This window comes from Paraburkholderia sp. GAS333 (assembly GCF_050435665.1).
In the GTDB taxonomy this organism is placed as follows: Bacteria; Pseudomonadota; Gammaproteobacteria; order Burkholderiales; family Burkholderiaceae; genus Paraburkholderia; species Paraburkholderia fungorum_A.
In genome coordinates this window covers 1,174,426-1,187,592 of record NZ_JBNDKS010000002.1, presented here as the reverse complement: position 1 = coordinate 1,187,592, position 13,167 = coordinate 1,174,426, and the positions used below count along the sequence as shown (strand labels likewise).

Here is a 13,167-nt window from a genome sequence, read left to right as displayed (position 1 = left end):
TGAACGGAATCGCGCCGGTATCGCGCAAGCGCTCACGAGGCACCCCGCCCTGCGGGCATCGCGCGAAAGAAACCCGGCAGATTCCGCAGATCCAACAAGAAAGCAGCACGGAGGAGAAGTGATCCAGCTTCACGCTTTCGACGACCAACGCGCCCAATCCGACGCGCTGGCGAAGGCGGTTGGCGACGCGTTACATGCGTCGCTCGCCGCTCAGGCGGCCGCTACCGGCACGTCCACTACCGGCACGACCACCGCTGCCGTCCGTCCGGCCCTGCTTGCAGTGTCCGGCGGCAGCAGTCCGCGTCCGTTCCTGCAAACGTTATCCACGCAAGCTTTCGACTGGCCGCACATTGCCGTGACGCTGGTCGATGATCGCTGGGTGCCGGAGACGGACAGCGCGAGCAACTCGCAACTCGTGCACGGCACGCTGTTGCAGAATGCGGCCGCGAATACCGTGTACTGGCCGCTGGTCGACACCACCCAGGATCTGAACGCGCATGTCGCCGCGCTGAACGCCGACCCGCGTTTCAGCGCAGTGCCGGACGTCGCGATTCTCGGCATGGGCGAAGACGGCCACACGGCGTCGATCTTCGCCGACTCGCCCGAATGGGATCACGCGATCACGACGACCGAACGCTTCGTCGCCGTGCATCCCGGCGCCGCGCCGCATGCGCGCGTGAGCTGGTCGCTCTCCGCATTGAAAGAAGTGAAGCATCTGTTTTTGCTGATCGCTGGACCGCGAAAGATGGACGTGCTGAACGCAGCCACCGCTTCGCTACAAAAAAATGCCATCTCGCAGTTGGCAAACGACAAGGGAGTGAGACTCGATGTCTACTGGTGTGCAAACTAAGGCAGTGCCTGGCGCGGGCCAGCACGCCGATGGACCCAGGCTGCTGGCCGACATCGGCGGCACCAACGCGCGTTTCGCGCTGGAAACCGGCCCGGGCGAAATCGGCTCGGTGCAGGTCTATCCGTGCGCGAGCTATCCGGGTGTTGCCGACGTTATCAAGAAGTATCTGAAGGACAACAAGATCGGCCGCGTGAATCACGCGGCGATTGCGATTGCGAACCCGGTCGACGGCGATCAGGTGAGCATGACGAATCACGACTGGAGCTTTTCGATCGAAGCCACGCGCCGCGCGCTCGGTTTCGACACGCTGCTGGTGGTGAACGACTTCACCGCGCTGGCAATGGCGCTGCCCGGTCTCACCGACGCGCAGCGCGTGCAGGTGGGCGGCGGCGCACGTCGTCCGAATAGCGTGATCGGCCTGCTCGGCCCCGGCACCGGCATGGGCGTGTCCGGCCTGATTCCCGCCGACGACCGCTGGATCGCGCTCGGCAGCGAAGGCGGTCACGCCACCTTCGCGCCGGCCGACGAACGCGAAGACATCGTGCTGCAATACGCGCGCAAGAAGTGGTCGCATGTGTCGTTTGAACGTGTGGCGGCGGGCCCCGGCATTGAAGTGATCTATCGCGCGCTCGCGGGCCGCGACAAGAAGCGCGTGGCGTCGAACGTCGACACAATCGAGATCGTCAAGCGCGCGCTGGAAGGCGAGCCGCTGGCGGCCGAATCGGTCGATGTGTTCTGCGGCATTCTCGGCACGTTCGCAGGCAATATCGCGGTGACGCTCGGCGCGCTGGGCGGCATCTACATCGGCGGCGGCGTCGTGCCGCGACTCGGCGAGTTCTTCGCGCGTTCGTCGTTCCGCAAGCGCTTCGAGGCGAAAGGCCGCTTCGAGGCGTATCTGCAGAACGTACCGACCTACGTGATTACCGCTGAATATCCGGCATTCCTCGGCGTCTCGGCGATTCTCGCCGAGCAGTTGTCGAATCGCGCGGGCGGCAGTTCGTCGGCGGTATTCGAGCGGATTCGCCAGATGCGCGATGCGCTGACACCGGCCGAGCGCCGTGTCGCCGATCTCGCGCTGAATCACCCGCGTTCGATCATCAACGATCCGATCGTCGACATCGCGCGCAAGGCCGACGTGAGTCAGCCGACGGTGATCCGCTTCTGCCGTTCGCTCGGCTGCCAGGGTCTGTCGGATTTCAAGCTGAAGCTCGCTACGGGTCTGACGGGCACGATTCCGGTCAGCCACAGCCAGGTGCATCTCGGCGACACCGCGACCGACTTCGGCGCGAAGGTGCTCGACAACACCGTGTCGGCGATCCTGCAGTTGCGCGAGCATCTGAACTTCGAGCATGTCGAACGCGCGATCGATCTGTTGAACGGCGCGCGGCGCATCGAGTTCTACGGCCTCGGCAATTCGAACATCGTCGCGCAGGACGCGCACTACAAGTTCTTCCGCTTCGGCATTCCGACCATTGCTTATGGCGACCTGTACATGCAGGCGGCGTCGGCGGCCTTGCTCGGCAAGGGCGACGTGATCGTGGCGGTCTCGAAGTCAGGCCGCGCACCCGAGTTGCTGCGCGTGCTCGATGTCGCGATGCAGGCCGGCGCGAAGGTGATCGCGATCACGTCGAGCAATACGCCGTTGGCCAAACGTGCCACCGTCGCGCTCGAAACCGATCACATCGAGATTCGCGAATCGCAGTTGTCGATGATCTCGCGCATCCTGCATCTGGTGATGATCGACATTCTCGCGGTCGGTGTGGCGATTCGTCGCGCGGTACCTAGCGCGGATGTCGCCGAGACCGTTGCGAAAGCGCGTGAAGGCGCCGATGACGACGCCACAGCCGTGCTCGACTGGCTGAGCCACGGCGCAGCTTCGTCGGCGCGCGACTAAGCGGCTGTTCGACTGAACGGCCCGCGCCCGCTGCATCGACGAGATGCGTGCGGCGCGGGCCGTTCGTCGTTTTGCGAGCCGGCTCCGACAGTCCGCGTAAGGTTGGCGGCTGCACGCGCCGATCCGCGCGGCGCGGACAAAAAGCGATAATAAGCACTCTCTCGCTTACGACTCGCCGCTCAACCCAATGATCATCCGTCCGCATCTCCATTGGTTCCGCATGCTGCTCGCGTGGCGGGGCTCGGTCCTGCCGCAGTTGCTCCCGCGGCTCTTCCTGATTTTCTGCATCTCGATCGTCGCCGTAGCCGCGCACGATCATCTGCTGCCCATCTCGCTCAACCTGAACACCACCGCGCCCTTCTCGCTGATCGGCATCGCGCTCGCGGTCTTTCTCGGCTTCCGCAATAACGCCAGCTACGACCGCTGGTGGGAAGCGCGCAAACTGTGGGGTCAACTGCTGAACGAATCGCGCTCGCTGACGCGTCAGGTGATGACGTTGCCGTCGCGGCAAATTCCCAAAGAAGATCTCGACGAGTTTTTCGCCGCGCTGAGCGGGTTGCCTCATGCACTGCGGCATCAACTCCGGCGCGGCGATCCGCGCGACGACCTCGCCGCACGTGTGCCCGCCGCGCTCACCGAGCGCGTGATGGCGTCGCGTTACAAGCCCGCGACGCTGCTGCTGTTTCTCGGCGAATGGGTGCAACGGCAAGCGCGCGCCGGTGCGTTCGAGCCGATGGCGGTGAATGCGATCGATCGCAATCTGAACGGGCTTTCCGATGTGATCGGCGGATGCGAGCGCATCGCGTCGACGCCGCTGCCGTTCGCGTATTCGGTGATGATTCACCGCACCGTGTATTTCTTCTGCGCGTCGCTGCCGTTCGGGCTGGTGGACAGCATCGGCATTTTCACGCCAGTGTTCGCGGTATTTGTCGCGTACACGTTCATGGCGCACGAAGCGATCGCGTCGCAGATCGAAGAGCCGTTCGGCACCGACGACAACGACCTCGCGCTGAACACGATGTCCGCGATGATCGAAGACGCCACCCGCGATCTGCGCGGCGAGCCGTCACTAGCCGTACCGGGACGACGGTCCGAGGATTATCAGCTCGATTGATTGCGAATTCGAGCTTGAAGATTCAGGCAGGAACGGGAACGGCGCTCAGTCGTTCCCGACCGTTTCCGACAGACGCTTGAGCGTCGCCACCCGCGCGCCGATGATGTCGATCCGGCCGCGTTCGTCGATTACCGCTGTCGCCGCGTTCAGATACGCAGTCCATGCGCGCTGCGCACGCACCAGTGCAGGACGCGAATGCGCTGGCATCTTCGACTGCAGGCGGCGGTAATAACGGTTCAGATCGAACATCGCGTGCTCGCAGTGCGCATCCGCACTACACGCACGCGGACGGCGCGGCGGCGGACTACCCGCCTGAGCCACCGCCGTGCGCAGCGCGAGCGCGCGGTCGCGCACCGGCTGCAACTGCATGTCGGCTTCCGCCAGCACATACATCGAGCCGCGCGTCGTGACGAACACGGCGGCCAGCAACTGCTGCTCGGCGTCGCGCGAAGCCAGCCAGCTTGCCTGGCTCTTTTCCCACAACTTGCGGCGCGCGGGCGGCAACTTCGTCTGAAGCTGCTGCCACGCGCTGTCCAGCGCAGCCTTCCAGCCGATCCGCGCGTTGTCCATGCACTGCACCTGCCCCGTCGTCGTCGACATGTCGCTGCGCGCGAGACACGAGCGCATCGACGCGTCGATCGGATCGGCGGCGGCGACTTCGGCATGTGCCGCCGACACCCCGCCAATCCACGCCGCCGACACGACCGTCAGCGCACACAACAGGGACTTCACAGCCCGCATCGTCAGCCGCGAACGCAATCGACGAAATATTCGATGCGCCCGTTAATCGTTTCGCCAACCAGCCCGTGGATATCCGTATGGAAGCCCGGGAAGCGCTCGTTGAACTCGCGAGCGAAACGCAGATAGTTGACGATAGTCTTGTTGAAGCGCTCGCCCGGAATCAGCAGCGGGATGCCCGGCGGATACGGCGTCAACAGGATCGACGTGACACGGCCTTCGAGTTCGTCGATCGGCACCCGGTCGATCTCGCGGTGCGCGAGCTTCGCGAACGCATCGGACGGCTTCATCGCCGGTTCCATGCTCGACAGGTACATCTCGGTCGTCAGACGCGCGATGTCGTTGGCACGATAGACGCTGTGGATCTGCTGACACAGATCGCGCAGGCCGACGCGCTCGTACATCGGGTGATGCTGGACGAATTCGGGCAACACGCGCCACAGCGGCTGGTTGTTGTCGTAGTCGTCCTTGAACTGTTGCAACTCGGTCACCATCGAGTTCCAGCGACCCTTCGTGATGCCGATCGTGAACATGATGAAGAACGAATACAGCCCCGTCTTCTCGACGATGATGCCGTGCTCGGCCAGATACTTCGTGACGATCGCGGCCGGAATGCCGGTCTCGCCGAAGCCGCCGTCCATGTCCAGACCCGGCGTGACGATGGTCGCCTTGATCGGGTCGAGCATGTTGAAGCCTTCGGCCAGAGAGCCGAAGCCGTGCCACGCGTCGTCCGGGCGCAGCATCCAGTCTTCGCGCGAGCCGATACCTTCCTCGGCGAACGTGTCGGGACCCCACACCTTGAAGAACCACTCGTCGCCGTATTCGGCGTCGACCTTGCTCATCGCCCGGCGGAAATCGAGCGCCTCGGCAATCGATTCCTCGACCAGCGCCGGGCCTCCCGGCGACTCCATCATCGCCGCGGCCACGTCGCACGACGCGATGATCGCGTACTGCGGGCTGGTGGACGTGTGCATCAGGTACGCTTCATTGAAGCGGTGCTTGTCGAAGCGGCTGTTCTTCGAATCCTGCACGACGATCTGCGAAGCCTGCGAGATGCCGGCCAGCAGCTTGTGTGTGGAGTGCGTCGCGAACACCAGCGCGCCGATCCGCGGACGGCCCGCGCCAATCGCGTGCATGTCCTGATAGAACTCGTGGAATTCGGCGTGCGGCAGCCACGCTTCGTCGAAGTGCAGCGTGTCGAGCCAGTCGCCCAACATCTCCTTGATCATTTCGACGTTGTAGATCACGCCGTCGTACGTGCTTTGCGTGATCGTCAGAATGCGCGGCTTCAGGTCCGGATTCTTCGCGAGCGCTTCGCGTGCGAACGGGTTCGCGAGAATCTTCTTCTTGATGTTTTCCGGCTCGAATTCGCTGCGCGGAATCGGGCCGATGATGCCGAAGTTGTTGCGCGTCGGCGTGAGGAACACCGGAATCGCGCCGGTCATCGTGATCGCGTGCAGGATCGACTTGTGGCAGTTGCGGTCCACCAGCACGATGTCGCCCGGCGCAACCGTGCCGTGCCAGACGATCTTGTTCGACGTGGACGTGCCGTTGGTGACGAAGAACACGTGGTCGGCGCTGAAAATGCGCGCGGCGTTGCGCTCGGAAGCGGCGACCGGACCCGTGTGGTCAAGCAGTTGGCCGAGTTCGTCGACGGCATTGCAGACGTCGGCGCGCAGCATGTTCTCGCCGAAGAACTGGTGGAACATCTGGCCGAGCGGGCTCTTCAGGAACGCGACGCCGCCCGAGTGACCCGGGCAGTGCCACGAGTACGAACCTTCGTCCGCGTACTGCACCAGTTCCTTGAAGAACGGCGGCGCGAGCGAATCCAGATACACCTTGGTCTCGCGGATGATGTGGCGCGCGACGAACTCCGGCGTGTCCTCGAACATGTGGATGAAACCATGCAGTTCGCGCAGGATGTCGTTCGGCAGATGGCGCGACGTGCGCGTTTCGCCGTACAGGAAGATCGGAATGTCGGCGTTGCGGCGGCGCACTTCGGCCACGAACGCGCGCAACGCGATGATCGCGGCGGCCAGTTCGGGCGTCTCGCCTTCCACCACCACGTTATCGACGTACGGCAGCAGTTCGTCGTCGTCGATCGACAGGATAAAGCACGATGCCCGGCTCGACTGCTGCGCGAACGAGGCCAGGTCGCCGTAGCTCGTCAACCCGAGCACTTCCGCGCCTTCTTTCTCGATAGCTTCGGCCAAAGCCCGGATGCCGGAACCCGAGATATTCTCGGAGCGGAAATCTTCGTCGATGATGACGACGGGAAAACGAAACTTCATGGGCGATTCTCCAAAAAGAACGACCGCTGCATTCTGTAAATTGCAGCGGTCACCCGGTGTAGCTGGTGGGTCAGTACGCTGCGGACGTCACGTCCTGGGCAACGTGACGCCGTGCTGACCTTGATATTTGCCGCCGCGATCCGCGTACGACGTCTCACAAATTTCGTCGCTTTCGAAAAACAGCACCTGCGCGACGCCTTCGTTCGCGTAGATTTTCGCAGGCAAAGGTGTCGTATTCGAGAATTCGAGCGTGACGTGACCTTCCCATTCCGGCTCGAACGGCGTCACGTTGACGATGATCCCGCAACGCGCGTACGTGGACTTGCCCAGACACACGGTCAGCACCGTGCGCGGAATGCGGAAGTATTCGACGGTGCGGGCCAGCGCAAACGAATTCGGCGGGATGATGCAGACATCGCCCTTGAAGTCGACAAACGACTTCTCGTCAAAGTTCTTCGGATCGACGATGGTCGAGTTGATATTGGTGAAGATCTTGAATTCGTCGGCGCAGCGAATGTCGTAGCCGTAGCTCGACGTGCCATAGCTGACAATCTTCCGGCCGTCTTCGGAAACGCGGACCTGATCGGGCGCAAACGGCTCGATCATCTTGTGCGACTCGGCCATGCGCCGGATCCACTTGTCGGATTTGATGGTCATAGGTGAACGCTGCTCGACTTGAATGACAGATGTGTGACGGATAACCGCGGATAACAACCCGGAAGCCCGGGCGACTTTCGAAGCGCGCCCTGGCGGTTGCGCCGCGGCGTCAGGCCGGTGCGCCGGCGTCTGCGGCCGGATTGACCGGCAGGCATCCGGATGAAAGGCGCTTATTTTACGCGATCATGGGAATGGTGCTGCGGGCAATGTCAGATGGGCGCTGTGCACCCTTCAGAACTCGCCGTTCATACTGGACTTGCCGCTGGCCAGCGCTTATTGACGAATCACGCCGCACGCAATCGCGGGACCTGCGCCGAGTTGCGGATACGCATACGGGTCGGTTGCGTCGCGATGCAGCACGACGGCGCGCTGCAACACCGAGCGAATGCCGTCGAGCGAAACGTCCGGCGCGACGATGAAGCCGGTTGCCACGCCGTTGTCGTCTGCGTGAATGTTGCCGAGATCTCCCTCGACCCGCGCGCCCGCCTTCAGACGCTCGGCCGCCGGCGAGAACACCTGGCCCGTGCTGGAGCCGTCGGCGGCATTGCAGTCGCCGCGCTCGTGAACCTGCAACGCGTGATCGCTGTTGGGCGGCAAGCCCCCGAGATTGTAGGTAACCTGCACGCCGTCCGAGCGCTCGATAAACGTCACGAGGCCGCGCGCCTGATTGCCCACGGTGGGCAGCAATTGCGCGTCGGCGCGCTTTTCCTGTGGTCTCAGGAATGTGCTGCAGCCTGAGAGCAGCACACAGCTGACAGCCAGAACAATGAACGCATGCACTGCCTGCCCGTCGATTCGTTTTCCCATGCGATCCTCTTGCCGGCCTGGCGGCCGCCCCTGCGGCCGCCGGACCGAACCTTTGAAGTCGACATGATACCGCGAGACCAGGCGCAAAAAGACGCCTTGGCCCCTTGTCCGAACGACGGATCAGGTGTTCTGCACAACGATGTTCGGAAACTTCGATGTCATGTCGCGCGAGCGTTCTGCAATATGGATCGCCACCTTGCGCGCGATCGACCGGTAGATCTCCGCGATACGGCCATCCGGATCGGCCACGACAGTGGGCGTACCCGAGTCGGCCTGCTCGCGGATAGCGATGTCGAGCGGCAGGCTGCCGAGCACGTCGACGCCGTACTCCTTACCCATCCGCTCGCCGCCGCCCGCGCCGAAAATGTGCTCTTCGTGGCCGCAGTTCGAGCAGATATGCATGCCCATGTTCTCGACGATGCCGAGGATCGGAATGCCGACTTTCTCGAACATCTTGAGGCCCTTCTTCGCGTCGAGCAGCGCGATGTCCTGCGGCGTCGTGACGATCACCGCGCCGGTGACCGGCACGCGCTGCGACAAGGTCAGCTGAATGTCGCCGGTGCCCGGCGGCATGTCGACGATCAGATAGTCGAGGTCGTGCCAGTTGGTCTGCCGAAGCAGTTGCTCCAATGCCGAGGTCGCCATCGGGCCGCGCCACACCATCGGGTTGTCCTGCTCGATCAGGAAGCCAATCGAATTGGCCTGCACGCCGTGGCCGGTCATCGGGTTCATCGACTTGTCGTCGGGCGATTCGGGACGGCCTTCGATGCCGAGCATCATTGGCAGCGACGGGCCGTAAATGTCCGCGTCGAGAATGCCGACCGACGCGCCTTCGCTCGCCAGCGCGAGCGCCAGATTCACCGCGGTCGTGCTCTTGCCGACACCGCCCTTGCCGGATGCCACGGCGACGATGTTTTTCACGTTCGGCAAGAGTTTCACACCGCGCTGAACGGTATGGGCGGCGATCTGCGTGGACACGTCGATGCGCGCTTTCGCGACGCCCGGCACGGTGCGCAACGCGTCGGCGAACTGCGTGCGGATCGCTTCGAACTGGCGTTTGGCCGGATAGCCGAGCACGATCTGGAGGCTGACGGTGTCGCCCTCCACGGCTACGTTCCGGATGTTTTTGGCGGCCGCGTACGGCGAGCCGGTGTTGGGGTCGGCGACGGCCGCGAGGGCAGCGTCGACCAAAGCCCGATCGATACTCATTGACACTCCGTGGGGAACACGTGCGGCGCGGCGGAATCGAAGTCCCGGCCACGCGCCGGAATTTGAAAGAAATTGTTAGACAGCATTGCGGAAACACGGCTCGCGTAGCACCCTTCGGGCAGGCGGAAAGCCATGGGGTCGCATCGCGAGGCACTTCACCCGTTATTGTAATATCAGGCGTCGGGCGGTGCCGGAAGACCCTTCTCGACTGTCGGACCGGACCTGAAGACGGTGCAGTTTTCCCGCCATGTGGGCAACGCGGCTTTACTACCGTCATGTTCACCAGATAAATTGATCGCTACCGCTGCTTTATTCGCGTCACTCAAGAGGAACCGAAAATGAATGCAAAAATCATGACTCGCCTGGCTATTTTCGCAGTTGCCGGCTCGCTGCTGGCGGGCTGCGCGACCCAACAGGGTACGAACACGGCGGTCGGCACGGGCGTGGGTGCCGGTACGGGCGCGGCGCTGGGCGCAATCTTCGGCGGCGGCAAGGGCGCGGCGATCGGCGCGGGCGTCGGCGCGGCGGTGGGCGGCATTACCGGCTACAACTGGCAGAACATTCACAACCGCCTGTCGGGCGCCACCAAGGGCACCGGCACGCAGATCACGGAGCAGCCGGACGGCTCGCTCAAGCTGAACATCCCGAGCTCGGTCACGTTCGACACCAGCAGCTACGCAATCAAGCCGTCGTTCGCGCCGGTGCTGGATCAACTGGTGCAGACGCTGCAGCAGAACCCGGAAGTGATCGCGCAAGTGGTCGGCCATACCGACAGCACAGGCTCGCCGGCGTATAACCAGACGCTGTCCGTCAATCGCGCGGAAAGCGTGACGGGTTACCTGGGGCAACGCGGCGTCGCGCCGCAACGCCTGTCGGCACAAGGCATGGGCCAGAACCAGCCGATCGCCGACAACAACACCGAAGCCGGCCGTGCGGCCAACCGTCGCGTGGAAATCTATCTGCGCGCAACGGCTCAGCACAGCACGCAATAAACACAGGACTTTCGGGAATGATGCAGCCGCGCGCCGGGTTGTTCCGTCCGGTGCGCGGCTAAACGTAGAGGCTGCGTAAAAAGCTGCAGAAAGAAAATCTCGCACGACGACGAAAAAATTTCGAACTCTGCCGAAAATCTGCGGTCTGTCTTTACGGTACGTGGCTGGCGAAGCCGCCGCGGCACCATTCTCCTCTTGTCGTTGTTGCTCCGGGGTTAATAACCCCGGTTTTTTTTGGGCGCTCGGTTTGTGTGCCTTTGCCACACGCCCTGCTGTACGTCCCGCTGTACGCCCTCCCCATTCGCCATAGCCCGGCTGCGCCCCACGCCGCGCGACGTGCCCGCCCTGCTAGAATCAACGTTTCGTCCCACCGCAGGCTCCCACCATCCTTATGTCAGCACCCGCAACCGATCTCTCCGCAGGCGCGCCGTCAGGCCGTCGCCAGGTTCTCGTCACGTCGGCCCTTCCGTATGCGAACGGGCAAATCCATATTGGCCATCTGGTCGAATATATCCAGACGGACATCTGGGTCCGGACGTTGCGAATGCACGGACACGAGGTCTACTACGTGGGCGCCGACGACACGCACGGCACGCCGATCATGCTGCGCGCGGAAAAGGAAGGTCTGACGCCGAAGCAGCTGATCGACCGCGTGTGGCAGGAACACAAGCGCGACTTCGATAGCTTCGGCATTTCGTTCGACAATTATTATTCGACCGATTCCGACGAGAACCGCGTTCTCAGCGAAAACGTCTATCTGGCGCTGAAGGAAGCGGGTCTGATCGAGGCGCGCGATATCGAACAGGCGTATGACCCGGTCAAGGAAATGTTCCTGCCGGACCGCTTCATCAAGGGTCAATGCCCGAAATGCGGCGCGAAAGATCAATACGGCGACAGCTGCGAAGTATGCGGCTCGACTTATCTGCCGACCGATCTGGTCAATCCGTACTCGGTCGTCTCGGGCGCCACGCCGGTTCGCAAGACCTCGACGCACTACTTCTTCCGCCTGTCCGATCCGCGCTGCGAGAATTTCCTGCGCGCGTGGGTTGGCGGCCTTGCGCAACCCGAAGCCACCAACAAGATGCGCGAATGGCTCGGCGACGCCGGCGAAGCCAAGCTCGCCGACTGGGACATCTCGCGCGACGCGCCGTACTTCGGCTTCGAAATTCCTGGCGCGCCCGGCAAGTATTTCTACGTGTGGCTCGACGCACCGGTCGGCTACTACGCGAGCTTCAAGAACCTTGCCGAAAAGCGCGGTCTCGATTTCGACGCGTGGGTCCGCAAGGGGTCGACGGCCGAGCAATATCACTTCATCGGCAAGGACATTCTGTATTTCCACACGCTGTTCTGGCCGGCCATGCTCGAATTCTCGGGTCATCGCACGCCGACCAATGTGTTCGCGCACGGCTTCCTGACCGTCGACGGCGCGAAGATGTCGAAGTCGCGCGGCACCTTCATCACCGCGCAAAGCGTGATCGAGACAGGCCTGAACCCGGAATGGCTGCGCTACTACTTCGCGGCCAAGCTGAACAGCACAATGGAAGACCTCGACCTGAACCTCGACGACTTCCAGGCGCGCGTGAACAGCGATCTGGTCGGCAAATACGTGAACATCGCGAGCCGCGCCGCCGGTTTCCTGATCAAGCGTTTCGAAGGCCGCGTGCAGGACAGCGCGATGCAGCATCCGCTGCTCGCTACGTTGCGCGCCGCGATTCCGCAAATCGCCGCGAATTACGAAGCGCGCGAGTACAACCGCGCGTTGCGTCAGACCATGGATCTCGCCGACGCGGTCAACGCCTACGTCGACACGGCAAAACCGTGGGATCAGGCAAAAGACCCGGCGAATGCCGTCGCGCTGCATGAAACCTGCAGCGTGAGCGTCGAGGCGTTCCGCTTGCTGTCGCTGGCGCTGAAGCCGGTGCTGCCGAAGGTCGCCGAAGCCGTCGAAGCGTTCCTCGGCATCGAGCCGCTGGTGTGGGCCGACGTCAATGTGCCGTTGAGTTCGGCTCGTCCGATCAATGCGTACAAGCATCTGATGACGCGCGTCGATCCGAAGCAGATCGAAGCTCTGCTGGCGGCCAATCGCGACTCGCTGCAAGCCACGCCGGAAGCGGCTGCGCCGGCCGACGCGAAGGGCAAGTCGAAGGCCGCTGCAAAAGCCGCCGCCGCAGATAAGGACGAAACCCCTGGCGTGATCTCGATCGACGACTTCGCGAAGGTCGATCTGCGCATCGCGAAGATCGTCGACTGCAAGGCCGTGGAAGGCTCGGACAAGCTGCTGCAACTCACGCTCGACGTGGGCGAAGAGAAAACCCGCAACGTGTTCTCGGGCATCAAGTCGGCTTATCAGCCGGAGCAGTTGATCGGCAAGCTCACGGTGATGGTTGCGAACCTCGCACCGCGCAAGATGAAATTCGGCATGTCCGAAGGCATGGTGCTGGCGGCATCGGCTACCGACGAGAAAGCCGAACCGGGTCTGTACGTGCTCGAACCGGATAGCGGCGCGAAGCCGGGCATGCGCGTGAAGTAACGCTCGCGCTTGCGCTGGCGGTGTCCAAGGCAGATTCTGCTTCGGACACTTCTGGTTCAAACCACACAAGAAAAACGGCACGCTT

Annotated in this window: 10 protein-coding genes; 5 read left to right on the top strand and 5 right to left on the bottom strand. The window is 63.0% G+C overall.

Going from position 1 to position 13,167, the window contains the following annotated elements:
• Positions 1–118: 118 nt before the first annotated feature.
• The 3 genes from pgl (at position 119) to ABH945_RS14440 (ending at position 3,858) form a co-directional block, all read left to right on the top strand.
• Positions 119–850 (top strand): 6-phosphogluconolactonase, encoded by a 732-nt coding sequence (gene pgl / locus ABH945_RS14450; RefSeq protein WP_429250930.1) that lies wholly within the window; start codon positions 119–121, stop codon positions 848–850.
• A complete protein-coding gene (locus ABH945_RS14445; RefSeq protein WP_074763322.1) occupies positions 828–2,744 on the top strand; it encodes a bifunctional transcriptional regulator/glucokinase in 1,917 nt (638 codons plus the stop codon). Before pgl ends, ABH945_RS14445 begins: the two co-directional genes overlap by 23 nt.
• 187 nt (positions 2,745–2,931) lie before the next feature.
• Positions 2,932–3,858, top strand: coding sequence for a bestrophin family protein (locus ABH945_RS14440; RefSeq protein WP_429250929.1), 927 nt, complete (start codon positions 2,932–2,934; stop codon positions 3,856–3,858).
• A gap of 45 nt (positions 3,859–3,903) precedes the next feature.
• Here ABH945_RS14440 and ABH945_RS14435 read toward each other — a convergent pair whose 3' ends face one another.
• From ABH945_RS14435 to apbC, 5 genes are all read right to left on the bottom strand, one after another.
• On the bottom strand, positions 3,904–4,599 hold the full coding sequence (locus tag ABH945_RS14435; protein WP_074766296.1) for a lysozyme inhibitor LprI family protein: 696 nt from the start codon (positions 4,597–4,599) through the stop codon (positions 3,904–3,906).
• 2 nt (positions 4,600–4,601) lie between these two features.
• A complete protein-coding gene (locus ABH945_RS14430) occupies positions 4,602–6,887 on the bottom strand; it encodes an arginine/lysine/ornithine decarboxylase (protein ID WP_074763320.1) in 2,286 nt (761 codons plus the stop codon).
• Between the two features lie 87 nt (positions 6,888–6,974).
• Positions 6,975–7,544 (bottom strand): dCTP deaminase, encoded by a 570-nt coding sequence (dcd, locus tag ABH945_RS14425; protein WP_074763319.1) that lies wholly within the window; start codon positions 7,542–7,544, stop codon positions 6,975–6,977.
• A gap of 273 nt (positions 7,545–7,817) precedes the next feature.
• Positions 7,818–8,351: a superoxide dismutase family protein gene (locus ABH945_RS14420; RefSeq protein WP_429250928.1), complete on the bottom strand. Its 534-nt coding sequence runs from the start codon at positions 8,349–8,351 to the stop codon at positions 7,818–7,820.
• A 120-nt stretch (positions 8,352–8,471) separates the two neighbouring features.
• On the bottom strand, positions 8,472–9,560 hold the full coding sequence (gene apbC, locus ABH945_RS14415) for an iron-sulfur cluster carrier protein ApbC (RefSeq protein ID WP_429250927.1): 1,089 nt from the start codon (positions 9,558–9,560) through the stop codon (positions 8,472–8,474).
• Positions 9,561–9,898: 338 nt separating this feature from the next.
• On the opposite strand from apbC, the gene ABH945_RS14410 reads away from it, so the two are divergent.
• Together ABH945_RS14410 and metG are read left to right on the top strand one after the other, a co-directional pair.
• The gene (locus ABH945_RS14410; protein ID WP_074763316.1) at positions 9,899–10,552 is read left to right on the top strand and encodes an OmpA family protein; all 654 of its coding nucleotides are present in this window, start codon (positions 9,899–9,901) and stop codon (positions 10,550–10,552) included.
• A gap of 391 nt (positions 10,553–10,943) precedes the next feature.
• Positions 10,944–13,082 (top strand): methionine--tRNA ligase, encoded by a 2,139-nt coding sequence (gene metG / locus ABH945_RS14405; RefSeq protein ID WP_429250926.1) that lies wholly within the window; start codon positions 10,944–10,946, stop codon positions 13,080–13,082.
• The last annotated feature ends 85 nt before the right edge of the window (positions 13,083–13,167 follow it).